Below are 24,585 nucleotides of genomic sequence, written 5' to 3'. Positions count from 1 at the left end.
GAGTCTATGAAGCTATATTGGCGATATATAACCATCTTATTTAAAGCACAAATGCAGTACCGGGCTTCCTTTTGGCTCGTGACCATCGGCCAGTTTTTCATCCCGCTGGCTGTGTTTGCCGGCCTGTATTTGCTTTTTGCCCGCTTCGGACAGGTAAAGGGATGGGATTTTTATGAGGTGGCACTCTGCTTTGGGGTCATTCACTCCTGCTTTGCGGCCAGTGAATGCTTTATCCGCGGCTTTGACAGCTTCTCCGGCATGATTGTGAAGGGGGAGTTCGACCGCCTCCTCGTCCGGCCTCGCAGCACCGTGCTGCAGGTGCTGGGGTCAAAATTTGAGTTTACGAGAGTCGGCAGGCTTTTACAGGGACTTGTGGTGCTGGTGTGGGCTTTGCTTCATGTATCAGTGGAGTGGACGGTGCTGAAGGTCTTGACACTTTGCTTCATGCTCCTGGGGGGCTTACTCATTTTCAGCGGCATTTATATTCTCATGGCTACAGTTTGCTTCTGGACGGTGCAGGGGCTTGAGGTTACCAATATTTTTACAGACGGCGGCCGGGAAATGGCGCAGTATCCGCTGAACATTTACCAGAAATGGCTGACACAATTTTTTACCTATGTCATTCCGTTTGGCACCATTAACTATATTCCGCTCATGTATATCCTGGGAAAAAGCGAAGGACATGAAGTGCTGGCTGTCCTTGCCCCATTGCTTGGCGGGCTGTTTATCCTCCCTTGTCTCATCCTGTGGCACATTGGCGTCCGTCATTACCGCTCAACCGGCTCGTAAAATCCTTTTGAAAGTTCCCGTCCATCGTGTACTATAGAATAGGAAATCTTTTTAGAGGGAGCTGTCACCGTGAAGAAAATTATTTTTACAGGCGGAGGTTCTGCCGGGCACGTAACGCCGAACCTTGCCCTGATTCCAAAGCTGAAGGAGCGCGGCTGGCACGTGCATTACATTGGTTCCAAAACGGGGATTGAAAAGGAGATTATTGAGCGGGCCGGCATCCCGTACAGCGGCATTGCCAGCGGGAAGCTGCGCCGTTACTTTGACTGGAAGAACTTTAAGGATCCGTTCCGGGTCGTGAAGGGTGTCATGGAGGCATCTTGGATCATCCGCAAGCAGAAGCCGGATGTCATTTTCTCAAAGGGCGGCTTTGTATCTGTGCCGGTGGTCATCGGCGGCTGGCTGAACAAGGTGCCGGTCTACTTGCATGAGTCAGATATCACACCTGGCCTGGCGAATCGGATTGCCATTAAATTTGCCAGTAAGATTTTTGTAACCTTTGAGGAAGCAAAGCGGCATCTGCCGGCAGACAAGACGATTTTTGCCGGGGCGCCGATCCGGGAAGAGCTGCTGCAGGGAAGCAAGGAAAAGGGGCTTCGGTTCCTTGGCTTCACATTCCGCAAACCGGTGATTACCGTCATGGGCGGCAGCCTGGGCGCTGTCCGCATTAATGAAGCTGTGCGGGAGCTGCTGCCGAAGCTGCTGCCAAACTACCAAGTGGTTCACCTGTGCGGCAAGGGCAACCTGGATCCGGCTTTGGAAGGTACGTCGGGGTACCGGCAATTCGAGTATGTCAGCGAGGAGCTTCCGGATCTGCTGGCGGCAACGGACTTTGTCATTTCCCGTGCCGGTTCCAATGCCATCTTTGAATTTCTGACGATGCATAAGCCGATGGTGCTGATTCCGTTATCACGCGCACAAAGCCGCGGAGACCAAATCTTAAATGCGCAGGCATTTGAGAAGAAGGGCTATTGCCATGTGCTGCAGGAGGAAGGTCTGACGCCGGCAGCACTCGCGGCAGCCATTCAAGAGGTGGCGGAGAACAAGCAGCGTTACCTGCAAAATATGAAGCAATACAGCGGAGAGGATACGCTGAAGCAAATTCTTTCCTATTTGGAGAAAGCCTGACCTGAAGAGGTCCGGCTTTTTTCTTTGCATGCTGTCTATTAAACCTATCTATTATTTGTAAAAAGATGGTACAATAAAGTGAATGGTCATTCAGTATATGAGGGGGAACAGAAATGCAGACAGAAGGGATTGTGCTGGCCAGCCGCCCGGCTGGTATGCCGAGCGCAGAAAATTTCCGCTTTGAAGCAGTGAGCTTGCCGGAATTGCAGGAAGGGCAGGTGCTGATTCGCACAACGTATATTTCCGTTGATCCGTACATGCGGGGGCGGATGAGTGACCGCAAGTCCTATATTGCCCCCTTTACGGTTGGGGAAGTCATCACTGGCGGTGCCGTCGGGATTGTCGCGGCATCCAAGTCCAAACATTTGCAGGCAGGCGATACAGTAACTGGCGATTGGGGCTGGCAGCGCCATGCGGTTTGCCGGGATAAGCAGGTCCGCAAGGTGGATGAGAGGTATGCAACAGCAGCATTGGGTGTGCTTGGTATGCCTGGCTTAACCGCTTATTTTGGTCTGTTGGACATTTGCCAGCCGCAGAAGGGCGAAACAGTTGTTGTATCAGGGGCAGCCGGAGCGGTCGGCATGACGGTCGGCCAAATCGCCAAAATCAAGGGGGCCCGGACAGTGGGCATCGCCGGATCCGATGAAAAGCTTGCTTATTTACGGGATGAGCTTGGCTTTGATGCGGTGGTCAACTATAGGAGTGATCAGCTGAAGGATGAGCTGAAGGCAGCCTGCCCGAATGGAGTGGACGCTTACTTCGACAATGTTGGCGGCACGCTCTCAGACCTCGTCATGCGTCTCATCAATAAGCATGCCCGCATCAGCATTTGCGGCCAGATTGCCTCCTACAATTTGGAGAAAGCAGACGTTGGTCCCCGTGTGCAGACACCGCTCCTGATGAAGAGCGCCATGATGAAGGGATTCATCGTAAGCGATTATGCGCCGCGCTTTAAAGAAGGAGCCGCGCAGCTGACGCAATGGGTGCAGGAGGGGCGCATCAAATACCGTGAGCACATGGTGGAAGGCTTTGAGCGGACACCTGAGGCGTTCCTCGGTCTATTTAAGGGGGAAAACACCGGCAAGCTGCTTGTGAAGATAAGCGAATGAGAAAAGGGGGCAGTTCACTCTGCCCCTGTGTGCTGTAAGGCGATGGAAGCAACCGAAACGAGCTGATTTCCATCATAATGACAGGTATGCTCCATCACCCTGCCTGCCAAGGCATGGGGCAGGAAGTGGCGGATGTTGCTGACCACGCCGTCATTTTCAGGATCCAGCACCCAAGCAATCGGCTTCCAGTCCAGAATGCCTTCTTCTGCACCTTGCGGAGTCACATAGGGAATGTCCGGCATTTGTGCTGTATACATATACATGCCGCCCCAGTCCTCATGATCAGATTTCCAAGTCACAGTACCGCGATAGGACACAGCAGAAAGAAGAATGCCCGTTTCCTCCATTACCTCCCGAAGGATGCCTTGCTCAGGCGTCTCGCCTGCATCCAGCTTTCCGCCGACCCCATTCCACAGCCCCATATTCGGGGAATAGGAACGATTGAGCAGCAGCACGTCATTGCCTCGTTGAATAAAGCAAATGGTATACTTATGCATAGCTTTTACCCTTTCTTCTAGCTTTCTTCCAGTATAGCAAATAAGGGAACGATTAGATAACGGGATAGAAAATATTCGAATATTGAGGCACTATGTGCTACAATAAAACATATTTGGCGACGGACTTCCAGTTATGCAGAGGAAATAAGTCAAGGAGGTGCAAAATCGTGTTAAGTCTCTCGGAAATCATCGTTTTGGCTGTGTGTCTCGGCTTGTACGTGGTCAGCTTTTTGTACGGCGCTTTTCGCACATTTGTCCAAGAGAGGAGACTGCGACAGTCGGAACTTGCAGCGGAGCTTGAACTTTTGACGCAAAAACTCTGTGAGAAGCAGCAGACGGAAAGCGGCCGTGTATAATGGATTTGGGGGAGAGGGGAAGCACCCCTCTTTTTTTTGCAATGGGATATTCTGCGGATATCATTCTAGTGTAATATAAGACTAGCAAAGGGAGATTGGGAGGGACATAAGTGTATGAGGGCAAGCAGAAGAGACAGAAGAAAGCGTCTGCTGGCAGCATCCGCGGCAGGGGGGCTTGTATGTATGGTCGCAGCGGCATACGTTTTACATGGACAAGCTGATGTAAAAACCGCAGCCACCGCTGAAGCGAAGCTGAAGCAGAAGGAAACAGCGCCGGAACCGGCCGCAAAGCCGGTTGAACCAAAGGTGGAACCGGAAATTTCCATCACCTTTTCAGGTGATACGATGTTTGATTGGCAGCTGCGCCCGGTTGTGGAGAAATACGGGGCGGACTATCCATTTCAGTATGTAAAGCCGGAAATTGAGAAGGCGGACTATTCATTTGTCAATCTGGAATCCGTGTTTACGACGAAAACGGAAAAGGTGCCGGGGCAGTTGTTTTGGATTAAGAGTGATCCGGCAGCGCTGCAAGCGATTCGAAATACCGGATATGATATGGTGTCGATTGGAAATAATCATACGCTGGACTATGGGACTGCCGGTCTCTTGGATACGATTGCCGGTGTTGAGGCGATGGGGCTTCCTTATGTCGGGGCAGGCCGGAATGACAAGGAAGCATATACTGCGAAGGAAGTCACGATTAAAGGCAAAAAGTTTAAGTTTCTGGGATTTGTCCGCTTCATGCCGGATGGCGGCTGGGTGGCAGGAGAGAATCGCCCCGGTGTGGCCGGCGCCTATGACTTGGACAAGGTGGTGAGCACCATCCGGGAGCAAAAAGGTGATGCGGATTATCTCATTGTCTACATACATTGGGGGGTGGAAAAGACCAACCAGCCGGCAGCTTATCAGAAGCAGTACACAGAAAAAATGGTGGAGGCCGGAGCGAATGCCATTGTTGGCAGCCATCCGCATTGGCTGCAGGGGTTTGAGTATTATAATGGCGTACCGGTTGCTTATTCCCTGGGGAACTTTCTGTTTCCCGCATATGTGAAGGGCCATGCGGCTGAAACAGGAGTGCTGACACTCAAATGCAAGGGGCCGGACATTTCCATGTCCTTCGAGCCGTACACCATTCGCAATAATCAAATCCAGCCGCTGCAGGGGGCTGAGAAAACACAGATGTATCAGTACCTGCAATCTATTTCTTATGACATCGAGTTTGATGCGGCCGGCAATATGGTTGATAAGCGCAAGCACTAACAAACCGCCTGGACCGGCGGTTTGTTATATGAAGGCTGGAAACAGCACAAGCTATACATAGACTATGAGGGAGGTATACCACATGACATTTTTACAGACCGTGCAGGAGAGTGAGTTTAAAAAAGGAGCTTCTCGTGAACAGCTGCTTTTTGCAGACACAGAGGAAGTTGAAGAATTGGCCGATGACGTCGGCTACGATGAAATTCTGCAGCGTGAGCATGATGAAGAGTTGAGTGAACTGCTTGGCGCTGAACTGTTCGCAATGCTGGAGCAGCAGGTTTGGAGCGGGGGCGCCTCTAAGGAGAAGCTCATTTCTTTCTTTAATGGACTTGGGTTTCACCTGTTGGATCTTGTTGTGGTGCTGGAAACGCAATTTGGCGTGCCCGGACATGTCTTTACCCCGGAGGTACTGAAAAAAATGGAAAAGCGCATTCCGCGTTTTCCGTATTTAGAAGGAGAAAAAACAATTTTGGATGTCACAGTTTCCGAGGCGGCACATATACTGCAGGAAGTGACTGACGGAGCGGTACAACTGGAAAGAACGTGAGTCGCACGTTCTTTTTTTTATGTGGCAGAACGGCAGTCCTCCAAAATCGCATTCAGTTGCTTGGCAGCCTGGCTGCAGCGCTGCAGGCGGTGTGCCACCTCGGCAAGCTCAGTGGGATTAGAAGTCTCGATTGGGTGGATACGGACGCTGAAGCGGCGGAAATGGCGGCTGTAGGTGACGGTGACATAGTTATTCATGATGTCGGAGTTGTTGTGAAACTGAAACTGCTTCGTCTGTTTGCAATACTCCACATCTTCGAAGCCGTGTAAACGCAGAGCTTGTTTAATTTTCATAATTGTTGCTTTTCCCATCGCAACCCCTCTTTTAGTAAAGTTTTTCATGAGACCTACCTCATGTATTGTAATCCTCTTTATTGTCCACATTCAACGGATGGAACCCATTCTTCACAGGTTTTTTATCAGAGTGAAACAATTAAAAAAATATTGTAATAAAAGATAAGATGGTACAAATGCGGGACTATTTTTTTGTTTTCATCATATATATACAGAAATGACGCGAGGTGATTAGTGTGAGCTTTGATATAGCAGGGCAAAAGGCATACGTAAAGCATGGACCGTACCGGAACCGAATCGGCATCATTCAACGTGAGGGGCGGGGGGTGTATGCTCTTGTCATGAATGATGGTGCGCATGTGCATGTGGAATTTCAAGACCTGGTGCTTGTGGACGTGGATTACCGTGATTTTCATGAATGGTGCGAGCAAAACGGGTATATATAAAAAGAGGACGTGCTGTGTCCTCTTTTACCAAAACCTCTTCTGCAATTCTTCCTCAAGCGCAGTGACGGCGCCGGCCGGGTAGTCTGCGGCTTCTCCCTGTGACAGCAGAGAGAGAACGGTCTCCTGCACATCCTCCTGTAAGGCCCCATACTGCAGCTGCAGGGCAGCGAGCGGCATATAAACACGGGCAGCCGATTCCAGGTCATCTTCTGTGAGGCGGGCAGTGCGCCGCTCCTGCAGCACGGAGAAGGCTTGCTCCACACTGTTGCCGCAGCTGATGAATTCCTCCAGCTCTCTCTTCATCTCAATTGCCTCTTCCTGCTGAAAAAATGACTGTGTCCAGTCCATATTCCCGCTCCTTTCTCAATGTAGTCAGTTCTAGTGTGCACGATTTGGGAGCGGGGCATAACAAGGCTGAAAAAGGGAAAAACGATGGCAGGTGCCATCGTTTGTTGTTTCAGTGTCCAACGCTCGGAATGAGCAGGAACGTTGTATAATATGTAAAGCCGATGAAGAAAACTGTCAGGTAAGCTCCGAATACGTAGACATACATACGCTCCGTCAGTTTTAGGTAGCTCAGCAAGACGAAAAAGCCTGTTTGGCCGAAAAATAATAATGCCGTAGAATACATATCCCCCAAGTAAAACATAACGGCAAAGATTCCTGTCCAGAAGCCAAGGACGCGGAACATGCGATCCATACCGTCTCCCCCTCTCTTTGAATGGATTGTTTATCCCTATTTATTATAAGTCACTTTTCTTACTATTGTAAACATTTACAATTGTTTTGTTGGGATAGGGAAAAGATGAACCGACGGGCGCTATAAAGGAGCCAGTGTCCTGGCTCCCGGCCGGATTAATGGATGCCCAGCTGATAGTTGCAGGACTTGCAATCGCGCAGCATGCTGTCGCTGCGGACAAGGCTGACGGTTTCAAACAGCGTTTCGAAAATGCCGCGCATGATGGCGCCGTGCATGTCGCAGACCGCATGCGGCCGTTCCTGCGCCAGCTCCTTGAACGGGCAATTGTATACCTGATAAAACACCTTGGATTGCTCCCGCACTACATCAAATTCCGGGGACAAGCCTGCTGTAATGAGGGCTTCCCGGGCAATTGCCACCTTGTCTTCAAAGGAAAGGTCTGCCTCGGCAACGTTATGCTGCTGTAAATGCCTGTTCATCAGCTCTTTACCGAATTTCTTTCCGGTTTCATACAGCGCAGTCTGTCCTGCCTTGCCCAGGCCGAGCAAAGTATCCAAGGCAATTTGGGACAGCAGCTTGTAGTCCCTGAATGGGAATTGCAGTTGAATGACGTCATTGGACAACCGGTACAGCCGGCTCGGTCTGCCGCCTTTTCCAGTTTTCTTTGTTTCAGACACGAGCATGCTGACATCTTCCAGCTTTGTCAGATGAAGGCGCGCGACATTGGGATGAATCTGAAATTCATCAGCAATTTCCTGCACCGTGACCTCTGCATGCTTTTGGGCAATGTATTGATAAATATAATAACGGGTTGGATCAGACAGCACGTTTGTTACCTTTAAAGCTTGTTCCATACGATTCGCCACCTTTAGCTTTGTCGGAGATACTAACATTATAATATAGGAAATGTTATATAATAACAGGATTTGACAAGGGTTCGGAAATTGTTCATATTTGCCTTGTCTTCTTCTCGTGCTTGTAAACAGGATTGGCAAGATACATAGATTAAGTGCAGAATGTCATCATTTTCCTTCCTCTTTCTGTCATGTTATATAAGGTAGCAAGGAGGTGAATCATATGAATTCTGTTGAACAGTTTGCCGCGCAGCTGCTGGCAGAAGCCTGTGAGCTGCGGGCATCTGATATCCATTTCGTGCCGCGCAGCCAGGATGCCGCTGTGCAGATGCGGCTCGATCACGACCTGCTGACAAGGCATATCGTTTCCAAAGCCTTTTGTGAACGTCTCGTGTCCCATTTCAAATTCTTATCAGGAATGGACATCGGGGAAAAGCGCAAGCCGCAAAATGGCTCATGGGAATGGGAACAGAACGGGCAGCAGATGCATCTGCGCTTGTCCACGCTCCCTACCATCCATAATGAAAGTCTCGTCATCCGTGTCCATCTGCACGACTCCGCACCGTCCCTGTCCGAGCTTTCTCTATTCCCCAGTTCTGCCAAAACGCTGCTTTCCTTCCTTCATCACTCGCACGGCCTCATTTTGTTTACCGGGCCGACCGGCTCGGGGAAAACCACTACCATGTACGCCCTTTTAGAAGCAGCGAAGCAGTCGCAGCGCAGTATTGTCACCCTCGAGGATCCGGTGGAAAAGCGCAGCGACGGCATGCTGCAAATTCAAATTAACGAACGCGCCGGCATTACGTATGAAACCGGACTGAAGGCGATTTTGCGGCATGATCCTGATATTATCCTGGTCGGGGAAATTCGGGATGAACAGACTGCCAAGGTGGCGGTGCGGGCGAGCTTGACTGGGCATCTCGTGCTGACAACTCTGCATACGAATGATGCACAGGGAGCGGTGCTGCGCTTGTTGGATTTCGGCATTCCGCTGCAGGAGCTGGAGGATTCCTTGCTTGCTGTAGCCGCGCAACGGCTGGTAGAGCTGAAATGCCCGTTTTGCAACGGCAAATGCTCCCCGCTTTGCAAGAAAATGCGGCAGACGAGAAGGCTGAGCGTATATGAGCTTTTATATGGCAGGGAACTGCGCCATGCTCTTGCGGCGGCGCGCGGAGAAAAACGGTCGTACCGATACGCCACGCTGCAGCGGACAGTGAACAAGGGCTATGCGTTGGGATACATCGAGGAAGAGCATGCCCGTGTCTGACAAGCGGCGGCGCTGGAGCTTGAAGGAGCAGGCCATCTTGCTCCGGCAGTTGGCCGATTTGCTCCAGAAAGGATACACGCTGAGGCGTGCCCTCGAGTTTGTCCAGCTGCACATGCCGGCGGCGAAGCAGGAGCAGCTGCGGGAGGCCGTGCTGCAGCTGAAGACCGGACAAAGTCTGCATGATGTGTTCTGTGGGCTGCAGTTCCATGCGGAAATGCTCAGCTATTTGTTTTTTGCCGAGCGGCACGGTGACATCGTTCAGGCACTGAGGCAAAGCAGTGTGCTGCTGGAACGAAAACAGCGGCGCGCTGACAAGCTGAAGAGTGCGCTGCGATATCCGCTGTTTCTGCTCACCTTCTTCTTGGGGCTTGTTTTCCTGTTCAACACAGTTCTCCTGCCTCAATTCTCCAGTCTGTACACCTCGGTGCAAGCCGCTTCCGGCTCTGTTTCTATTCCCTTGCTGATCTTACAAGCCCTGCCGAAGCTTTGTCTGATCCTGCTTGCCATTGTTGTATTGGGATTTGTTTACTTCCGGCTTTCCTTTCGAAGGCTGCCGGCCGAGGAGCAAATGAAGCGGCTGCTGCGCATCCCGGTCGCCCGTTCCTGCCTGCGCTCCCTGCATTCCCACTCTTTTTCCATCCAGCTGAGCAGCCTGCTGCAGGGAGGTTTGTCAGTCCTGGATGCGCTTATTCTGATGGGACAGCAGCAGCATCAGCCTTTTTTACAGCATGAAGCAGCGGCAATTAAGCATGCGCTTGCCGGCGGCGAGGGACTGGAGCAGCAGCTGCAGAAGCGGCCGTACTATGAGAAGGAGCTGGTTTATGTAGTGGCGCACGGACAGGCAAATGGCGCATTGGCGGAGGAGCTTGCTGATTATGCCGAAATGGCGCTGGAGCGTCTGGAGGCTTTCATTGCCGCTGCAACTGCGGCCATCCAGCCGCTCTGTTTTCTTGTGATCGGATTGCTGGTGGTCTTGTTATACATGGCCATCATGCTGCCGATGTTCAACATGATGCAAACGATATAAAAGGAGGATACGCATTTGCGAAACGAGAAAGGCTTTACTTTGCTGGAAATGCTGTTGGTTATGGTTGTGATTTCTGCTTTGCTGCTGTTGATTATTCCAAATATCTCAAAGCAACGTGCGTCTGTACAGTCTAAAGGATGTTCGGCACTGCAAAAGTCAGTGGAGGTTCAGGTGCAGGCGTATCATTTAGAACAAAATAAGTTTCCGGCAATAGAGGATTTAATAAAGGATAAATATATCAGCTCAGATAAATGCCCGAACGGACAGAGTATCATCATTGGCGCCAATGGAGAAGTTTCCGTGCAATGATACGGGAGGAACGGGGCTTTACTTTCGTGGAGATGCTGTTTGTGCTGCTGATTGCCGGCATGGCGGCATCTCTGCCGTTATTTTATTTGCTGCCGTGGCATGAGAGCCGGAAGCTGGAGCAATTTGTTGAGCAATTTCGGGAGGATACGATGTTTATGCAGCAGGCTGCCATCAGCAATAACGGGAGCTATCAGCTGCGCATGTTTCCGAAGGAGCATTTGTATACGATTGCGAAAGCAGGCACGCTGCAGACTGTTTTGGTGAGGGAGTATCACGGCAGCCTGCAAATAGACCAGAGTACACTGCAGCAGCCCGTTACATATGGGGCGGACGGAAATGTGAATCGCGGAGGAACCATGTATGTTTCGTACGGAAAAAAGAAGTACCGCATTGTGTTTTACTTGGGGCAGGGGAGGTTCGCCTGCCTCCTGCAATGAAGATGGGTATATGCTGGTAGAAATGCTTGCTTCCTTCAGCCTGCTGTGTATGCTGACGGCACTGCTGCTGCCGCAGGCTGTGCACCTGCTCTCGGAGCGTAAGCATATGAGGCAATCCTATGAAGCGGCCTTGCTTTTAAAGGAGACAGCTGCACAATATCGGGAAGAGGGGATGACGGCGGGCCGCCAGGCTGTGGAGCGGGGAGGTGTGGTATATGAGATTCAGAGTACGAGAGTGGACGAGAAAAGAAGTATGGTCTGTGCGATATGGACAAGTGTCCGAAACAGGGAGGAGAGACGCTGCCAAGCTCTTAGACACTAGCGGACAAGCAGGATTCACCCTGTTGGAAATGCTGGTTTCTGTATCTGTTTTGGCCGTCCTTTGTCTTGCGGTGCCGCCATTGTATGTATTGATGCCATCCGCCAAGCCCGGGACCTTGCATGAACGGGAATGGACTTTGTTTCTCGCGCAGCTGCAAATGGATTTCCGGGAGTCCTATGCGGTTGAAATCAGGGAAAACCGGATTCAGCTGTGGCAGGAGGGCATTGGGACTGTGGAGTATTTCTGCGGCGGAGAGCAAATGGTCCGCACAGTCAATCGAAGGGGGAATGAGGTTGTGCTGGAAACAGCGGCCCGCGTATCCTACAGAGCATCTCCCACCCGTCTTTGGATTCAGATGGAGGACCATGCCGGCACGGCGCACAAAGGGCTTGTCGTTCGGTTTTGGGAACTGGACCGCATCGGATGAAGGAGGAGAGAGGCGCTGTACTGCCGGCTGTGCTGTTGTTTTCCCTCATTTTTTTATCCCTGTTTCTGCACAATTGGCAGGTAGTCCGTGTAGAGAAGCAGTTCCAGTTTGAAGCGGAGCAGTATTTGCTGCTGGACCAGCTCATGGCCAATGCGGTGCAGGAGGCGAAGCGGGCCTTGCAGCAGGGGACTGCCCTGCCGCCGGCCGGACAATATGAGGACGAAACGGGAAAAGCGCGGATTTCCTATCAGCTTTCTTCCGCCTCTGTCATCAAGGTTTCGATCTTCTGTTCCACTACAAGAAACCGGGCATACCAGGCTTCGTTCTTGTATAATAAAGAGCATGCAAAGCTATCCAAATGGGCGGAGGAGCGATTCAATTGAAAACATTGTATATTACAGGGTTTATGGGGGCAGGCAAAACAACAATTGGAAAAGCGATGGGGGAGCTGTGGCAGGTGCCGGTGCTGGATACGGACCAAGAAGTGGAACGAAAATGGGGAAAAACGGTGAGGGAGATGTTTGAGCAGGAAGGGGAAGGTGTATTTCGCTCCCGCGAAACGGAGATGCTGCAGGCTCTTCCGTGTCAAGATGCCATTATTACAACAGGGGGAGGCATTGTCGGCAAGGAAGAGAATCGGCAGTGGATGAAGCGAAACGGCACGGTGCTGTATCTCTATTGCGATCCGGAGCTGATTGCAGAACGGCTGCGCGAGGATACAACACGGCCGCTGCTGCAGCAGGATAACCTGGACGCGTTCTTCAGCCTGTTCCGGGCGCGGCAGCCTCTGTATGAAGAAGCGGATATTCAAATCGATACTACAGGCAAAAGCATAGCGGCAATTGTAGCTGAAATTGAAGAAAAGATTAAATAAAAGCAAGCTGGATATACTGGTAACAGAGATTGAGGTTGGGGGTGAACAGTATGTCTACAAATGATTATGTGAAGTTTGTGACCCAGCAGGTCGTATCGTACATGAATAGCCCAAAGGAAGCGAGGCAGGAGAAGAAGCAGCTGAAGCGCTTTGAACGTCCGCCCTTCTTGACCCGGTGGTTTGGAGTGCTTCCCTTGAGTGTGGCGCTGCTCTATAAGGCGGTTAAGCATAGGAAAGCAGAGTAGGAGCGGTTTGCCGGATCAGCAGCCGCTTCTTTTTTTGTAACGAGAGTTATTCTTATCTGAAAATAGCAGCAGGCCCATTTTGATTCAAATGTAAAATTATGTATAATGGCAGTGTGATTGTTATGGAAACATAGTAATGGAATTGATGGAGGGATTTACATATGGCAGAGCGTTTAGTTGGAAAACAAGCACCGCGCTTTGAAATGCCGGCAGTTATGCCGAACAAGGAATTTGGCAGAGTAGGTCTGGAGCAGCTGATGAAGGCAAACAAATGGACGGTGTTATTTTTCTATCCCATGGACTTTACATTTGTATGCCCTACAGAAATCGTTGCGCTGTCTGACCGCTATGATGAATTCCTGGACTTGGATGCCGAGGTCATCGGTGTGTCCACTGACACGGTTCATACACACTTGGCCTGGATCAACACAGAACGCAATCAAAATGGACTTGGCGATTTGCGGTATCCGCTGGCTGCGGATACAAACCATGCTGTGTCCCGTGACTATGGCGTACTGATTGAAGAAGAAGGCATTGCGCTGCGCGGCCTGTTCATCATCAGTCCGGAGGGTGAGCTGATGTATCAGGTTGTCCACCACAATAACGTCGGCCGTGAAGTAAATGAAGTATTGCGCGTGCTGCAGGCACTGCAAACCGGCGGGTTATGCCCGGCGAACTGGAGACCCGGCCAAAGGACGCTGTAGGCTTACAGGTCTTTCTTCCGATTGGGACGTTCATCAGGGCAGCAGCGCAGCGATAGCAGAAGAGTGGATGGAAGGAGAACCGGCAGGGGAGTGCCGGTTCTTTTTTCGTTCGATGCCAATGCAACTGTAGAATAATTTGTCACAAAATGGACTTAAATTATATATTAACACTGTCCGAATGTTGCTTTATAATGTAACTATGAAAAAGTTGTGCATACATTATTGTGAAAGAAATAACATAATTTGCTTTAGCATATAAATGAAAACGCTGTCAAAGAAAGGGGGATTTTCGTGAGCAAGTTCTTTTTCAACTATCGTCCGGCAACGCTGGAGGATGAGAAGCTGCTGCAATATGCGGAGGCTATTTACGGGCAAGGCGGCCAGTCTGTACTGGAAAACCTGATGGCGAAGGCGGCCATTCGCCTTCGCGACCGCTACCCGTATAAGTCTGATGAACAGATCTCATACCTGGTGAACAAGGGTCTCCATGAAATGCTCAGCAAGTATGTGGAACAGTAGCGAAAGGGTACTTCACGGTACCTTTTTTGTTTTGCCATGAAACGAGGTATGGTAGAGGACAGAGGTGATGAAGATGACAAAGCAAGCATTTTCCCTTTCAGGGCTTTGGCGCGTGACCAGCCCTCCGCTTGGGCAGCTCGTGCTGGGCCTGCTGCTGTCCATGGGCAACACGGCTGTGTCCTTGGCCATCCCGCTGTTTATTAAAAAAATCATGGATGCCTTGGCGGAGAAGCTGAGCCCCTCCTTATTGGCCGGGCTGATTGCCCTGCTGCTGCTGCAGGTGGTCACTTCGGCGCTGTCACTGTTCATTTTGGCCCGGGTCGGGCAGCAGATTGTACGGCAGCTCCGGACAAAGACATGGCGGAAGCTGCTGGCGCTTCCGGTTTCCTATTATGACCGGCACCACTCCGGCGAAATGATCAGCCGCGTGACAAATGACACGACGGTGGTGATGAATTTGCTGTCGACAGAAATGGTGCAGGTTGTGACCAGCTTCCTGTCTGTCATCGTCTCCGTTGTCATTTTGTTTACTCTCGATGTGCCCATGACAGCTGTATTGCTGACAGCAGTGCCGATTACCTTCCTGATTGTGATGCCGATCGGCCGGAAAATGTACCGGCTGTCCTATGAACAGCAAAACCGCATGTCCGATGTGACCGCATTTCTGACACAGATGCTGAGTGAAATCCGCCTGATTAAGGCCTCGACAACAGAGGGTGAGGAGTTTGAGAGGGGCAGCGGCAAGTTTGACTCCTTGTTCGAGTACGGCGTGAAAAAAGCGAAAATTCAATCGATCCTGGCTCCATTGATGACGGCTGTTATGACTACGGTGCTGGTGGTCATTATCGGCTACGGGGCGTACCGGGTCAGTGAAGGCCTCATTACCTCGGGCGAGCTGGTGGCATTCGTGCTGTATTTGTTTCAAATCATTATCCCGGTCGGCTCCATCAGCCGGTTCGTGACGAGCTTTCAGGAAACGAAGGGCGCAACGGAGCGCCTGTTTCAGATTTTGGCGGAGCAGGAGGAGAATCATGAGGGGACGGAGTGCATAGAAGCTCCGCGGGAGCTTGTCTTTGAAGAGGTAGGCTTTGGCTACGGCGGAGAGCTTGTGCTGCGGAATGTGAGCTTTGCTGCCCGTCAAGGAACGATTACGGCCTTTGTCGGTCCGAGCGGAGTGGGGAAGACAACCGTGTTTTCGCTGATGGAGCGCTTTTACGAACCAAGCGAAGGACGGATTCGCCTGAATGATGTTCCCGCTTCGCATATCCCGCTCCGGGAGTGGCGCCGGCTGTTTAGTTACGTGCCGCAGGATGCACCGATGCTGACGGGAAGTGTCCGCGACAACATTACATACGGCATGAACCGGGCGGTAACAGAGGAGGAGGTGCAGGAGGCGGCCCGGCTGGCCAACGCGCATGCGTTTATTTCACAATTTCCGGACGGCTATGACACATGGGTCGGAGAACGGGGCATTACGCTGTCAGGCGGCCAGAGGCAGCGCATCGCCATTGCCAGGGCACTGCTGCGCGACCCGCAATTTCTGCTGCTGGATGAGGCGACGGCAAGTCTGGATTCAGAATCGGAGCGCCTGGTGCAGGAGTCGTTGGACACACTGCTTCAGGGGCGTACGGCGTTTGTGATTGCCCATCGCCTGTCCACGGTTGTGGATGCCGACCAGATTATCGTCATGGAGAATGGCACCGTTACGGGTGTGGGGACGCATGCCGAGCTGCTTCGAGAGCATGACTTCTACCGCACGCTTGTGCAGCAGCAGTTTCACCGCGGCAGCGCATAAATTGGCCTTGTTTGCGGAAGCTACGAAGGAACATCCGCAGAGGAGGTGCAGGAATGATGATGAGCGAGGGATCCGGCGGTTCCAAGAAAAACGAAGAGAACGATGCCAATCACGTGAGTGCGCGCACAAAGGCGCATCAGCGCCATATGACGAAGCATCGGCAGGAAGAGCACAATGACGGCCGCAAGTATAATGGCAAGGTATAAGAGAAGGGAGCTGCTTTGGCAGCTCCTTGTTTTTTTTGCGCGTCACAGCGGAATTCGTCCCGGCGTCAGGTAGAACAGTCCGCCGTTTACCACTTCGAGGAGGATGCGCGGCTCATATTGCTCCTGAAGCGCCTGTTTTTCGGTCGCGTAGCTTTCGGGCAGCTCCTCTACTCCCTCGTAGAACTGATTGAGCAAATCCAAGTCATGCTGCCAGCGTTCGCGGGCTTCATCCGCCCATGTATGGTCTTCCTTCATAATGAGGGATTTTACGGTTTCTTCAATCCGGATCAGCCCGCTTTGCGGCCGGATCATCGGGGTCAAGGTAAAGCACAGGTCCGGTATTTTCGGCGTCAGCGGGATGCTTTGCAGCGTTTCATGAAAGCCGGACACAATTGCGCCGCTGATAAGGTGCAGCCCGAGCGAATACATCATGTCCTTTTTTCGGTCACACTGATAGGACACCTTCATATTCACCCCGAGCCATGGATGGAGCGGGATGCCGTGCGGGCCCTCCGCCTGCACTTCTTCGTACAGGCGGATATAAGCGCCGAGCTCCTTTGTCGCGTGAAAAATTTGCCGAAGGCGCGGGGAGCCGTAGTGGATGACTTCCCCCTTTACATCCTCCGGTGCTTTGTTTTGGTCGGTAATGAGTGAGAGAGAGGCCGGATTTGGAACGCCGCCGGTCTTCTCCAGGTAGTGCCAATAGAACGGGCGGTTCATCAGCAGCTTGTCCATTTCAATGGTCAGCTGCACATGCAGGTGATAGTCGCGATTCTCCAGAATCTCGCATTGATTGGCCAGAAAAAAGCGATGCATATAATCATGGATTTCATGTTGCTGCATAGCGGTCCACCTCCGTCTCACTGCGGCGCGCAAATTCAATGACCGATGTCAGGTTCTCCATCTTAATCCGGATTTCCCCCTCTGTTTTGGAGTGCAGGAAGATGTCCTGAATATGATCTTCAATATTCTTCATATCAATCCGGGTCAGAATATCATCCAGTTCGCCGACCACCCGCTCAAACAGTTCAATTTTTTCGTACAGAAGCTTCAGGATATGCTCCTCCACCGTGTCTTTTGTTGCCATGTTGTAAATATGGACATCATTCTTCTGGCCGAGACGGTGAATTCGACCAATGCGTTGTTCAAGGCGCATCGGATTCCAGGGCAGATCGTAGTTGATCATATAGTTGCAGAACTGCAGATTGATGCCCTCGCCGCCGGCTTCTGTTGCAATCAGCACCTGGGCATGATTTTGGAACAATTCCTTCATCCAGTCCTTCTTGCCGCGCTTAAAGCCGCCGCGGAATGGCACGGAGGAAATGCCGTGCTGCTTTAAGAACCACTGCAAATACATCTGGGTGGCCCGGTACTCTGTGAAAATGACGACCTTATCGTCAAGCTCCTTTATAATCTCCAATATTTTTTGGGCCTTGGAGTTGGAGGGAATTTGGTTGATTTTCTCCATCAGGGTATGGATGTAGGGCTCTACTGTGTAATCCGGATTTTCCTTCTGCCGCTTTTCCACAAACTTTTTCAGGGAGAAGTAGACAGACTCCCGGCTGCTGCAGGCCTCCCGTTTCAGAGTGAGCGATGAGAAAGCTGAGGTAAAGGCGTTCTCTGACCGCCAGCCGCTGATGGCATCATACAGAGCGCGCTCCTGTTCGTTAAAATCCACAAAAATGGTGTGCACATGCCGTTTGGGCCATTCAATGCCTGTGTCATGGCGGCGGTTGCGGACCATGACCTTGTTGATTAATTCCTTTAAATGCTGATCTGTTTCCAGCGTCCGGTTGCCCGAGGCGTAGTACTCTTCGAAATTGGATTGATTTCCGAGGTGCCCCGGCTTGAGCAGGGATACAAGATTGAAAATCTCGTCAATCCGGTTTTGAATTGGAGTGGCCGTCAGCAAGAGACAGAACTTCTTTTTTAGTAGTTGGGCAAACTCGTAGTTTTTTGTCTTATTATTCTTCAGCTTGTGCGCCTCGTCAATGATGATGAGGTCGTACTCAAGATTCAGGACAATGTCCCGGTGCGGCGCCCGCTTGGCTGTGTCAATGGAAGAGACTATCACTTCCGCCTGCTCCCAGGAATAGCTTTTGCGCTGGGCGACAGCCGGGATGTAGAACTTTGTATTCAGTTCGTAGGCCCATTGTGACACAAGGGAGGCAGGGACGAGGATCAGCACCTTCTTCACAAGTCCGCGAATCATATATTCTTTTAGAATCAGCCCGGCTTCAATTGTTTTGCCAAGACCCACCTCATCAGCCAGAATGGCCTTGCCGTTCATTTCTTCAATGACTGTTTTGGCAACCTCCAGCTGATGCGGCAGAGGGGTGAGATGGGGTAGGTGCCCGGGGGCCTGCAGCCCTTCAAATGAGGGAATGAGCAGCTGCTTTTCCGTTTCGTATGCGAGATTGTATAATTCCCAGTTGGACCAAGGGCCGTCGCCCTCTGCCTTTTGCAGAAATTCCTCCTGCCACGAACGGTCCACCATTATATCGACATTCATGTGCCGTATCCCACCTTCAGTAAATTCGAAATTATTTTTTAAGCGAGAATATTGCTGAAAACATTTCAAAAATGTTAGGATATTGGTTGTAAAGGATATGGAATCTTTCGTATTTTGTCCGGAAATAGCCTGTTTGATGTACGCTTTCACAAAAAAAGATAAGGAGATTCCGGATAAAAGCCCAGGAAGCTTCCCATCTTCTTACGGTAAGTTGCGGTTTCTTGTACCAGGAGAAATGGTGCTGCGGAGCGTGTGCTCCCGCGGTCCGGTTTTCTCTACATACAGCAAGAGGGGAGAGTTTATGATGACATTGCATCGCACACCGCTATATGAAGTGTATGCAGCATACGGCGCCAAGACAATCGATTTCGGCGGCTGGGATTTGCCTGTGCAATTCACCAGCATTAAGGAAGAGCATGAGGCTGTACGGACAGCGGCAGGCTTGTTTGATGTGTCACATATGGGGGAAATCGAGGTATCAGGCAGCGGCAGCCTTGCCTTTTTGCAGCGCGTGATGACCAATGATGCAGCAATGCTGAAGGACGGCGGCGCCCAATATACAGCCATGTGCTACGAGGACGGCGGTACAGTCGATGATTTGCTTGTATATAAAAAAGGTGAACATGACTATTTGCTCGTTGTGAATGCATCCAACATCCAAAAGGATTATGAGTGGCTGCTGGCTCATGCCGCAGGTGATGTGCAGGTTGTGAACGTATCTGACCAGATGGCGCAGCTTGCTGTGCAAGGACCTAAGGCAGAGGCTGTTCTGCAGACGCTGACGGACACTCCTCTTCATGAGATTAAATTTTTCAAGTTTCAGGAGAATGTAAACATACAAGGTGTTTCCGTCCTTGTATCCCGGACAGGCTATACGGGAGAGGACGGATTTGAAATATACTGCCAAAGCGAAGATGCCGTGAAGCTGTGGCACTTGCTGACAGAAGCCGGCGCAAAGCCATGCGGTCTCGGGGCACGCGACACCCTCCGCTTTGAAGCGGCCCTGCCGTTGTACGGCCAGGAGCTGACAAAGGGCATCACACCGATTGAGGCGGGCATCGGCTTCGCTGTGAAGGTGAACAAAGAGGACTTTATCGGCAAAGCAGTGCTGCAGGGCCAAAAGGAACATGGGGCACCGCGCAAGCTGGTCGGCATTGAAATGATTGAACGGGGCATTCCGCGCACGCATTACGAGGTGTTTGCCGGTGAAGAACAAATTGGCGAGGTCACCAGCGGCACGCAATCCCCGACACTGAAGAAGAACATCGGGCTGGCGCTTGTGGACCAGGCATATGCTGCTCCCGGCACGGAAGTGGATGTGCTCATCCGCGGCAAGCGGGTAAAGGCCGTTGTGATTCCAACACCGTTTTACAAACGCGCGAAGTAAAGAGAGGGGCTTACACTATGTTGCATCGTTATCTTCCAATGACTGAAGAAGACAAGCAGGAAATGCTCGGCGCCATCGGCGTTGAGACCATTGATGAACTGTTTTCTGATATTCCAGAGCAGGTTCGTTTTCAGGGAACCTACAACATTAAGCCGGCGAAGTCCGAACCGGAGCTGTTGAAGGAATTGTCTCAGATGGCAAGCAAGAATGCCAACACAAAAGAATATGCGTCCTTCCTCGGCGCCGGTGTATATGACCATTATGTGCCGGTCATCGTGGACCATGTCATTTCCCGTTCCGAATTCTACACGGCTTACACGCCTTACCAGCCGGAAATTTCCCAGGGCGAACTGCAAGCCATTTTCGAGTTCCAAACGATGATTTGTGAGCTGACCGGCATGGATGTGGCAAACTCTTCCATGTATGACGGAGGAACGGCTATTGCAGAAGCGGCAATGCTCGCGGCGGGCCATACGCGCAACCGTAAAATTCTGGTGTCCAAAGCCGTCCATCCGGAAACACGTGATGTGCTGCAGACATACGCGAAGGGACAGCGTCTCGAGGTTGTGGAAATTCCACACAAGGAAGGCGTGACAGACCTGGCTGCCTTAGAAGCTGAAATGGGTGCGGATGTAGCCTGCGTCGTTGTGCAGTATCCAAACTTCTTCGGCCAGGTTGAAAGATTGGCAGACATCGAGAAAATTGCCCACCAGCATAAGGGCCTGTTCATTGTATCCTCCAATCCGCTGGCGCTGGGCGCTTTGACGCCTCCAGGCAAGTTCGGAGCCGATATTACAGCCGGCGATGCCCAGCCGTTTGGCATTCCGGCACAATTCGGCGGCCCGCACTGCGGCTATTTCGCAACGTCTAAAGCATTCATGCGCAAAATTCCGGGCCGACTTGTCGGACAGACCGTCGATACAGACGGCAAGCGCGGCTTTGTACTGACGCTGCAGGCGCGCGAACAGCATATTCGCCGCGATAAGGCAACATCCAATATCTGCTCCAACCAGGCCTTGAATGCATTGGCTGCTTCTGTGGCCATGACTGCGCTTGGCAAGCAGGGCGCGCGGGAAATCGCAGTGCAGAACATTTCCAAAGCACAGTATGCGAAAAAGCAGCTTGAAGCAAATGGCTTCCCTGTCGCCTTTGCCGGCCCATTCTTCAATGAATTCGTCGTGGACTGCGGTAAATCCGTGAAGGAAGTGAATGCGGCGCTGCTGCAAAAAGGCATCATCGGCGGCTATGACCTCGGTCTGTACTATCCGGAGCTGGCAAACCATATGCTGCTTGCCGTGACGGAGCTGCGGACGAAAGAGGAAATCGACACACTGGTGAAGGAAATGGGGGACATCCGATGACAAAGCACGATCAATCACTCATTTTTGAAGTAAGCAAGCCGGGCCGCGTCGGCTACAGTCTGCCGGCGCTGGACGTGGAAGAGGCAGTGCTGGAGGACCTGTTTGACAGCGCATATATCCGCCAGGAGGCAGCGGAGCTTCCGGAGGTGTCCGAGCTGGATATCATGCGCCACTATACAGCACTGTCCCGCCGCAACCACGGTGTGGATTCCGGCTTCTATCCGCTGGGATCTTGCACAATGAAATACAATCCGAAGATCAACGAGAACGTGGCACGTTTCCCTGGCTTCTCCTATATTCATCCGCTGCAGGAGGAAAGCACGGTGCAGGGCGCACTGGAGCTGCTCTACGACCTGCAGGAGCACCTGACAGAAATCACCGGCATGGATACGGTGACGCTGCAGCCGGCAGCCGGTGCGCATGGGGAATGGACAGGCCTGATGCTGATTCGCGCGTATCACGAAGCAAATGGAGACTTCAACCGCACGAAGGTGGTTGTGCCTGACTCCGCCCACGGAACAAACCCGGCGTCTGCAACTGTAGCCGGCTTTGAAACCATTACGGTGAAATCTGACGAAAACGGTCTGGTGGATCTGGAGGATTTGCGCAGTGTGGTGGGATCTGACACAGCGGCACTGATGCTGACGAATCCAAACACATTGGGCCTGTTCGAAGAGCAGATTCTGGAAATGGCGGCTATTGTCCATGAGGCAGGCGGCAAGCTGTACTATGACGGCGCCAACCTGAATGCTGTATTGAGCAAGGCGCGCCCTGGCGACATGGGCTTTGACGTGGTGCACTTGAACCTGCACAAAACATTCACAGGCCCGCATGGCGGCGGCGGACCGGGCTCCGGCCCTGTTGGCGTAAAAGCAGACCTTATTCCGTTTCTGCCAAAGCCGATCATCGAGAAGACAGAGGAAGGCTACCGCCTGAACTATGACCGTCCGCAGGCAATCGGCCGCGTGAAGCCGTATTACGGCAACTTCGGCATCAATGTCCGTGCGTACACATACATCCGCTCGATGGGCCCAGAGGGGCTGCGTGATGTAACAGAATACGCTGTGCTGAATGCAAACTACATGATGAGAAGACTGGCGCCATACTATGACCTGCCATTTGACAGACATTGCAAGCATGAGTTTGTCCTGTCCGGCCGCCGGCAGAAAAAGCTTGGTGTCCGCACATTGGACATTGCCAAGCGTCTATTGGACTTTGGTTACCATCCGCCGACCATTTACTTCCCATTGAACGTGGAGGAGTGCATTATGATCGAGCCGACGGAAACAGAGTCCAAGGAAACGCTGGACGATTTCATCGAAATCATGATCCGCATCGCGAAGGAAGCGGAGGAAAATCCGGAAATCGTCCAGGAGGCGCCGCATACAACAGTCGTGAAGCGCTTGGATGAAACATTGGCTGCCCGCAAGCCGGTCCTCCGTTACCAAAAAGCATAAGCTTTATCAGCTTTTGCGCCTAGTTCTGAACCATGTGAGAGGGAGCGATCCCTCTCTTTTTTGTTTTGTTGTTTCTCCGTGGAGCAGGGCCGCTTTTTTGGCTATCGGGATACAAGGAATATGGAGCGTGCCAGGCCGGCCGCAGCAGACGAACATGTGTCTGCCGTTGACAGAACCAGAAAACTTGTATATATTTCTTGCCATGCTATTGTGAAAGTGGAATTGCATCATTTACACTAAATATAGAACAGGCAGATGGGAGTCTGCCCGCACAGCCGGAGAACTTGGGCCGGCCTTGCTGGAGGGGAGGGAAGGTCATGGGCCAGAAGGTAAGCTTTTATTTATACATAGCAGCCTTTGTGCTGGTGGCTGCTGTAACAGCCTATCTCATCATTGATAACAGCTGGTATCAATCCGTAAATCCGTTTGTATTGCTCTGTATGTACGCGGGTATTGGCGTTGTCAGCTTTGGCATGCGCGAGGAAATGCTTGGGGTGTTTGATAAGTAAGAGGGGGCTGGAGCTACGAATGTGGCTCCAGCTCTTTTTCCATTACCGGCTCCTGCAGGTGGTCAAAGCTGCGGGACTGCGTTGAAAACCGCTGGGAGTGAATGGCTGTGCTCAGCAAAAAAACCGCAAACAAAAATAGGAAAAATAACAGCAGAATACGTGTATGAGCTGGAAGTGCCATAGTTTCAACTCCTTATACTTTTCTTTTATCTTTTGGTGGAAGGTACATGTTTTATACAAGATAGCGTGAGTTTTCCATGTATAGGGGCTGATATGGCCGGCTTGCATGGAGGGCAGTTTCTGATATGATAAGCAGAGGAAAAACTGGATGGAGTGGTGTGTATGTATCGAACTATACTGTACCTTGCTGTCATTCTGCTGGCCTTAATCGGCTGCGGAAGACAAATGGGAGAAACCGCGCCAAGCAAGGAAGAACCGGCGGTGCGGCAGGAGAAACAGGACTATCAGTTGTCTGTGCAGACAAAAATGGAAAAGGGGCAGGCGACATTTGTTCTTTTGCTGGAAAACCAAGGGGAGAAGAAGCTGATTCTTACGTTCCCGACTGCGCAGCAGGCAGAGTTTATCGTGGAGGACGCCAAGAGCAAGGAGCTGTACCGCTATTCGAAAGGAAAAATGTTTACGCAGCAGCAGACGACAGTGCAGCTGGAGCCGGGGGAACAAAAGGAGTGGCGGGCCGTCTGGAATTACGGCGCCATTGCGGAGGGGGAAGCCTATCAGGTGAGCGCAGGCCTGCTGCCGCTTCAGGTAAACGGAAAACAAGCGGACCAGAGCAAGTTCACCGCGACCGCCGAGTTCAAAGGCGGCACGGCTCCTTCCGCCCCCATTACCGTGCAGGGGAAGGATGGGGTGTACATGGTGTCAGGGCCGGCTATGCCGGAAGCGGGGCAGACCATGTATACGGTTGAGGACGGCCACAATGAGCTTGTTCCTGCAACACGGATCGATGTGTCTAAAGCATGGAGGGTGGAGATTAACCTTTCAAAGGCGAAGCTTCCACAAAACGGAACGCTGCTGTTTGTGCTGCAGGTGGGCAGCAAGGACGGAAAGCAGGCGCCGAAGCAGCAGGAGTTTGTCCTGCAGCAATTCCCATAATTCCCTGCAAATGCTGCAAATTCCCTTTGAATCTGCAGCATTTGCACCCGCACTGTCACAGCATGCAGGATAAAGGCGGAAAGTTTCCACAGGTAGTCTTCTGTGCGCGGCGAATTTCTTACTCTAAAAGCTTTC

The 24,585-nt window shown here is 51.7% G+C and carries 34 protein-coding genes; 26 read left to right on the top strand and 8 right to left on the bottom strand.

The window, feature by feature from the left end:
- Positions 1–6 precede the first annotated feature (6 nt).
- The 3 genes from NK662_RS01000 (at position 7) to NK662_RS00990 (ending at position 3,026) form a co-directional block, all read left to right on the top strand.
- A complete protein-coding gene (locus tag NK662_RS01000; RefSeq protein ID WP_254756455.1) occupies positions 7–789 on the top strand; it encodes an ABC transporter permease in 783 nt (260 codons plus the stop codon).
- A 69-nt stretch (positions 790–858) separates the two neighbouring features.
- Complete coding sequence (murG, locus tag NK662_RS00995; RefSeq protein WP_254756453.1) at positions 859–1,917, top strand: undecaprenyldiphospho-muramoylpentapeptide beta-N-acetylglucosaminyltransferase; 1,059 nt, start codon at positions 859–861, stop codon at positions 1,915–1,917.
- Positions 1,918–2,030: 113 nt separating this feature from the next.
- Positions 2,031–3,026 (top strand): NADP-dependent oxidoreductase, encoded by a 996-nt coding sequence (locus tag NK662_RS00990; RefSeq protein WP_254756451.1) that lies wholly within the window; start codon positions 2,031–2,033, stop codon positions 3,024–3,026.
- 14 nt (positions 3,027–3,040) lie between these two features.
- On the opposite strand, the gene NK662_RS00985 is transcribed toward NK662_RS00990, so the two are convergent.
- Complete coding sequence (locus tag NK662_RS00985; protein ID WP_254756449.1) at positions 3,041–3,523, bottom strand: NUDIX hydrolase; 483 nt, start codon at positions 3,521–3,523, stop codon at positions 3,041–3,043.
- Positions 3,524–3,690: 167 nt separating this feature from the next.
- Here NK662_RS00985 and NK662_RS00980 point away from each other — a divergent pair, with 167 nt between their 5' ends.
- The 3 genes from NK662_RS00980 (at position 3,691) to NK662_RS00970 (ending at position 5,686) form a co-directional block, all read left to right on the top strand.
- On the top strand, positions 3,691–3,879 hold the full coding sequence (locus NK662_RS00980; RefSeq protein ID WP_254756447.1) for a hypothetical protein: 189 nt from the start codon (positions 3,691–3,693) through the stop codon (positions 3,877–3,879).
- Between the two features lie 183 nt (positions 3,880–4,062).
- Positions 4,063–5,139 carry a CapA family protein gene (locus NK662_RS00975; RefSeq protein WP_438503586.1) on the top strand — a complete coding sequence of 359 codons (1,077 nt, stop codon included), beginning with the start codon at positions 4,063–4,065 and terminating at the stop codon, positions 5,137–5,139.
- Positions 5,140–5,221: 82 nt separating this feature from the next.
- A complete protein-coding gene (locus NK662_RS00970; RefSeq protein ID WP_254756445.1) occupies positions 5,222–5,686 on the top strand; it encodes a hypothetical protein in 465 nt (154 codons plus the stop codon).
- 17 nt (positions 5,687–5,703) lie between these two features.
- On the opposite strand, the gene NK662_RS00965 is transcribed toward NK662_RS00970, so the two are convergent.
- Complete coding sequence (locus NK662_RS00965; protein WP_254756443.1) at positions 5,704–5,997, bottom strand: hypothetical protein; 294 nt, start codon at positions 5,995–5,997, stop codon at positions 5,704–5,706.
- Positions 5,998–6,215: 218 nt separating this feature from the next.
- Here NK662_RS00965 and NK662_RS00960 point away from each other — a divergent pair, with 218 nt between their 5' ends.
- Entirely contained in the window at positions 6,216–6,425 is a 210-nt protein-coding gene (locus NK662_RS00960) for a DUF3912 family protein (RefSeq protein WP_254756441.1), read from the top strand.
- A gap of 24 nt (positions 6,426–6,449) precedes the next feature.
- On the opposite strand, the gene NK662_RS00955 is transcribed toward NK662_RS00960, so the two are convergent.
- From NK662_RS00955 to NK662_RS00945, 3 genes are all read right to left on the bottom strand, one after another.
- Positions 6,450–6,773, bottom strand: coding sequence for a hypothetical protein (locus NK662_RS00955; RefSeq protein WP_254756439.1), 324 nt, complete (start codon positions 6,771–6,773; stop codon positions 6,450–6,452).
- A gap of 109 nt (positions 6,774–6,882) precedes the next feature.
- Positions 6,883–7,125: a DUF2626 domain-containing protein gene (locus NK662_RS00950; protein WP_254756437.1), complete on the bottom strand. Its 243-nt coding sequence runs from the start codon at positions 7,123–7,125 to the stop codon at positions 6,883–6,885.
- Between the two features lie 155 nt (positions 7,126–7,280).
- Positions 7,281–7,979 carry a helix-turn-helix transcriptional regulator gene (locus tag NK662_RS00945; protein WP_254756435.1) on the bottom strand — a complete coding sequence of 233 codons (699 nt, stop codon included), beginning with the start codon at positions 7,977–7,979 and terminating at the stop codon, positions 7,281–7,283.
- Positions 7,980–8,202: 223 nt separating this feature from the next.
- Between NK662_RS00945 and comGA the strand changes: the two genes are divergently transcribed.
- From comGA to NK662_RS00880, 13 genes are all read left to right on the top strand, one after another.
- Positions 8,203–9,246, top strand: coding sequence for a competence type IV pilus ATPase ComGA (gene comGA, locus NK662_RS00940; protein ID WP_254756433.1), 1,044 nt, complete (start codon positions 8,203–8,205; stop codon positions 9,244–9,246).
- Positions 9,239–10,273, top strand: coding sequence for a competence type IV pilus assembly protein ComGB (gene comGB / locus NK662_RS00935; protein WP_254756431.1), 1,035 nt, complete (start codon positions 9,239–9,241; stop codon positions 10,271–10,273). Before comGA ends, comGB begins: the two co-directional genes overlap by 8 nt.
- A 15-nt stretch (positions 10,274–10,288) precedes the next feature.
- Positions 10,289–10,582, top strand: coding sequence for a competence type IV pilus major pilin ComGC (gene comGC / locus NK662_RS00930; protein WP_254756429.1), 294 nt, complete (start codon positions 10,289–10,291; stop codon positions 10,580–10,582).
- The gene (gene comGD, locus NK662_RS00925; protein WP_254756427.1) at positions 10,579–11,019 is read left to right on the top strand and encodes a competence type IV pilus minor pilin ComGD; all 441 of its coding nucleotides are present in this window, start codon (positions 10,579–10,581) and stop codon (positions 11,017–11,019) included. Before comGC ends, comGD begins: the two co-directional genes overlap by 4 nt.
- A 10-nt stretch (positions 11,020–11,029) precedes the next feature.
- Positions 11,030–11,341 (top strand): hypothetical protein, encoded by a 312-nt coding sequence (locus NK662_RS00920; RefSeq protein WP_254756425.1) that lies wholly within the window; start codon positions 11,030–11,032, stop codon positions 11,339–11,341.
- Entirely contained in the window at positions 11,235–11,768 is a 534-nt protein-coding gene (locus NK662_RS00915) for a competence type IV pilus minor pilin ComGF (RefSeq protein WP_279663113.1), read from the top strand. The genes NK662_RS00920 and NK662_RS00915 overlap by 107 nt, the downstream gene beginning before the upstream one ends.
- Positions 11,765–12,151 (top strand): competence type IV pilus minor pilin ComGG, encoded by a 387-nt coding sequence (gene comGG, locus NK662_RS00910; RefSeq protein WP_254756423.1) that lies wholly within the window; start codon positions 11,765–11,767, stop codon positions 12,149–12,151. Before NK662_RS00915 ends, comGG begins: the two co-directional genes overlap by 4 nt.
- Positions 12,148–12,642: a shikimate kinase gene (locus NK662_RS00905; RefSeq protein WP_254756421.1), complete on the top strand. Its 495-nt coding sequence runs from the start codon at positions 12,148–12,150 to the stop codon at positions 12,640–12,642. Before comGG ends, NK662_RS00905 begins: the two co-directional genes overlap by 4 nt.
- 50 nt (positions 12,643–12,692) lie before the next feature.
- Positions 12,693–12,887 (top strand): YqzE family protein, encoded by a 195-nt coding sequence (locus NK662_RS00900; RefSeq protein ID WP_254756419.1) that lies wholly within the window; start codon positions 12,693–12,695, stop codon positions 12,885–12,887.
- Positions 12,888–13,048: 161 nt separating this feature from the next.
- Entirely contained in the window at positions 13,049–13,591 is a 543-nt protein-coding gene (locus tag NK662_RS00895) for a peroxiredoxin (protein ID WP_254756417.1), read from the top strand.
- Between the two features lie 291 nt (positions 13,592–13,882).
- Positions 13,883–14,110: a hypothetical protein gene (locus tag NK662_RS00890; protein ID WP_254756415.1), complete on the top strand. Its 228-nt coding sequence runs from the start codon at positions 13,883–13,885 to the stop codon at positions 14,108–14,110.
- Positions 14,111–14,183: 73 nt separating this feature from the next.
- The gene (locus tag NK662_RS00885) at positions 14,184–15,905 is read left to right on the top strand and encodes an ABC transporter ATP-binding protein (protein ID WP_438503569.1); all 1,722 of its coding nucleotides are present in this window, start codon (positions 14,184–14,186) and stop codon (positions 15,903–15,905) included.
- A gap of 53 nt (positions 15,906–15,958) precedes the next feature.
- Positions 15,959–16,111, top strand: coding sequence for a hypothetical protein (locus NK662_RS00880; RefSeq protein ID WP_254756412.1), 153 nt, complete (start codon positions 15,959–15,961; stop codon positions 16,109–16,111).
- Positions 16,112–16,153: 42 nt separating this feature from the next.
- Here NK662_RS00880 and NK662_RS00875 read toward each other — a convergent pair whose 3' ends face one another.
- Together NK662_RS00875 and NK662_RS00870 are read right to left on the bottom strand one after the other, a co-directional pair.
- Complete coding sequence (locus tag NK662_RS00875; protein WP_254756410.1) at positions 16,154–16,954, bottom strand: YqhG family protein; 801 nt, start codon at positions 16,952–16,954, stop codon at positions 16,154–16,156.
- Entirely contained in the window at positions 16,941–18,623 is a 1,683-nt protein-coding gene (locus NK662_RS00870) for a DEAD/DEAH box helicase (RefSeq protein WP_254756408.1), read from the bottom strand. The genes NK662_RS00875 and NK662_RS00870 overlap by 14 nt, the downstream gene beginning before the upstream one ends.
- A 301-nt stretch (positions 18,624–18,924) precedes the next feature.
- Between NK662_RS00870 and gcvT the strand changes: the two genes are divergently transcribed.
- The 5 genes from gcvT (at position 18,925) to NK662_RS00850 (ending at position 23,337) form a co-directional block, all read left to right on the top strand.
- Positions 18,925–20,010, top strand: coding sequence for a glycine cleavage system aminomethyltransferase GcvT (gene gcvT, locus NK662_RS00865; protein ID WP_254756406.1), 1,086 nt, complete (start codon positions 18,925–18,927; stop codon positions 20,008–20,010).
- Between the two features lie 17 nt (positions 20,011–20,027).
- Entirely contained in the window at positions 20,028–21,371 is a 1,344-nt protein-coding gene (gene gcvPA, locus NK662_RS00860; RefSeq protein ID WP_254756404.1) for an aminomethyl-transferring glycine dehydrogenase subunit GcvPA, read from the top strand.
- Positions 21,368–22,828: an aminomethyl-transferring glycine dehydrogenase subunit GcvPB gene (gene gcvPB, locus NK662_RS00855; RefSeq protein ID WP_254756402.1), complete on the top strand. Its 1,461-nt coding sequence runs from the start codon at positions 21,368–21,370 to the stop codon at positions 22,826–22,828. The genes gcvPA and gcvPB overlap by 4 nt, the downstream gene beginning before the upstream one ends.
- Positions 22,829–22,906: 78 nt before the next feature.
- Complete coding sequence (locus NK662_RS23720; RefSeq protein ID WP_368736045.1) at positions 22,907–23,068, top strand: DUF3929 family protein; 162 nt, start codon at positions 22,907–22,909, stop codon at positions 23,066–23,068.
- A gap of 77 nt (positions 23,069–23,145) precedes the next feature.
- A complete protein-coding gene (locus NK662_RS00850; protein ID WP_254756400.1) occupies positions 23,146–23,337 on the top strand; it encodes a hypothetical protein in 192 nt (63 codons plus the stop codon).
- A 13-nt stretch (positions 23,338–23,350) separates the two neighbouring features.
- Here NK662_RS00850 and NK662_RS00845 read toward each other — a convergent pair whose 3' ends face one another.
- Positions 23,351–23,518, bottom strand: coding sequence for a hypothetical protein (locus NK662_RS00845; RefSeq protein WP_254756398.1), 168 nt, complete (start codon positions 23,516–23,518; stop codon positions 23,351–23,353).
- 161 nt (positions 23,519–23,679) lie between these two features.
- On the opposite strand from NK662_RS00845, the gene NK662_RS00840 reads away from it, so the two are divergent.
- Positions 23,680–24,450, top strand: coding sequence for a BsuPI-related putative proteinase inhibitor (locus NK662_RS00840; RefSeq protein ID WP_254756396.1), 771 nt, complete (start codon positions 23,680–23,682; stop codon positions 24,448–24,450).
- Positions 24,451–24,585: the final 135 nt, after the last annotated feature.

Source organism: Ectobacillus ponti (genome assembly GCF_024294785.1).
GTDB classification, from domain to species: domain Bacteria; phylum Bacillota; class Bacilli; order Bacillales; family Bacillaceae_G; genus Ectobacillus; species Ectobacillus ponti.
The sequence above is the reverse complement of the archived record's forward strand: the minus strand, read 5'-3'. Positions and strand labels throughout refer to the sequence as shown.

What these genes read in the sequence shown, in the direction of transcription:
- comGD (WP_254756427.1), top strand. Translation starts at nt 10,579, where the DNA reads ATGATACGGGAGGAACGGGGCTTTACTTTCGTGGAGATGCTGTTTGTG.
- NK662_RS00955 (WP_254756439.1), bottom strand. Translation starts at nt 6,773, where the DNA reads ATGGACTGGACACAGTCATTTTTTCAGCAGGAAGAGGCAATTGAGATG.
- NK662_RS00880 (WP_254756412.1), top strand. Translation starts at nt 15,959, where the DNA reads ATGATGATGAGCGAGGGATCCGGCGGTTCCAAGAAAAACGAAGAGAAC.
- NK662_RS00950 (WP_254756437.1), bottom strand. Translation starts at nt 7,125, where the DNA reads ATGGATCGCATGTTCCGCGTCCTTGGCTTCTGGACAGGAATCTTTGCC.
- NK662_RS00985 (WP_254756449.1), bottom strand. Translation starts at nt 3,523, where the DNA reads ATGCATAAGTATACCATTTGCTTTATTCAACGAGGCAATGACGTGCTG.
- NK662_RS00895 (WP_254756417.1), top strand. Translation starts at nt 13,049, where the DNA reads ATGGCAGAGCGTTTAGTTGGAAAACAAGCACCGCGCTTTGAAATGCCG.
- gcvT (WP_254756406.1), top strand. Translation starts at nt 18,925, where the DNA reads ATGATGACATTGCATCGCACACCGCTATATGAAGTGTATGCAGCATAC.
- NK662_RS00990 (WP_254756451.1), top strand. Translation starts at nt 2,031, where the DNA reads ATGCAGACAGAAGGGATTGTGCTGGCCAGCCGCCCGGCTGGTATGCCG.
- NK662_RS00915 (WP_279663113.1), top strand. Translation starts at nt 11,235, where the DNA reads ATGAGATTCAGAGTACGAGAGTGGACGAGAAAAGAAGTATGGTCTGTG.
- NK662_RS00900 (WP_254756419.1), top strand. Translation starts at nt 12,693, where the DNA reads ATGTCTACAAATGATTATGTGAAGTTTGTGACCCAGCAGGTCGTATCG.
- NK662_RS00885 (WP_438503569.1), top strand. Translation starts at nt 14,184, where the DNA reads ATGACAAAGCAAGCATTTTCCCTTTCAGGGCTTTGGCGCGTGACCAGC.
- NK662_RS00840 (WP_254756396.1), top strand. Translation starts at nt 23,680, where the DNA reads ATGTATCGAACTATACTGTACCTTGCTGTCATTCTGCTGGCCTTAATC.
- NK662_RS00845 (WP_254756398.1), bottom strand. Translation starts at nt 23,518, where the DNA reads ATGGCACTTCCAGCTCATACACGTATTCTGCTGTTATTTTTCCTATTT.
- NK662_RS01000 (WP_254756455.1), top strand. Translation starts at nt 7, where the DNA reads ATGAAGCTATATTGGCGATATATAACCATCTTATTTAAAGCACAAATG.
- comGG (WP_254756423.1), top strand. Translation starts at nt 11,765, where the DNA reads ATGAAGGAGGAGAGAGGCGCTGTACTGCCGGCTGTGCTGTTGTTTTCC.
- NK662_RS00870 (WP_254756408.1), bottom strand. Translation starts at nt 18,623, where the DNA reads ATGAATGTCGATATAATGGTGGACCGTTCGTGGCAGGAGGAATTTCTG.
- NK662_RS00850 (WP_254756400.1), top strand. Translation starts at nt 23,146, where the DNA reads ATGGGCCAGAAGGTAAGCTTTTATTTATACATAGCAGCCTTTGTGCTG.
- comGA (WP_254756433.1), top strand. Translation starts at nt 8,203, where the DNA reads ATGAATTCTGTTGAACAGTTTGCCGCGCAGCTGCTGGCAGAAGCCTGT.
- NK662_RS00975 (WP_438503586.1), top strand. Translation starts at nt 4,063, where the DNA reads ATGGTCGCAGCGGCATACGTTTTACATGGACAAGCTGATGTAAAAACC.
- NK662_RS00945 (WP_254756435.1), bottom strand. Translation starts at nt 7,979, where the DNA reads ATGGAACAAGCTTTAAAGGTAACAAACGTGCTGTCTGATCCAACCCGT.
- NK662_RS00970 (WP_254756445.1), top strand. Translation starts at nt 5,222, where the DNA reads ATGACATTTTTACAGACCGTGCAGGAGAGTGAGTTTAAAAAAGGAGCT.
- NK662_RS00875 (WP_254756410.1), bottom strand. Translation starts at nt 16,954, where the DNA reads ATGCAGCAACATGAAATCCATGATTATATGCATCGCTTTTTTCTGGCC.
- gcvPB (WP_254756402.1), top strand. Translation starts at nt 21,368, where the DNA reads ATGACAAAGCACGATCAATCACTCATTTTTGAAGTAAGCAAGCCGGGC.
- gcvPA (WP_254756404.1), top strand. Translation starts at nt 20,028, where the DNA reads ATGTTGCATCGTTATCTTCCAATGACTGAAGAAGACAAGCAGGAAATG.
- NK662_RS00965 (WP_254756443.1), bottom strand. Translation starts at nt 5,997, where the DNA reads ATGGGAAAAGCAACAATTATGAAAATTAAACAAGCTCTGCGTTTACAC.
- NK662_RS00920 (WP_254756425.1), top strand. Translation starts at nt 11,030, where the DNA reads ATGCTGGTAGAAATGCTTGCTTCCTTCAGCCTGCTGTGTATGCTGACG.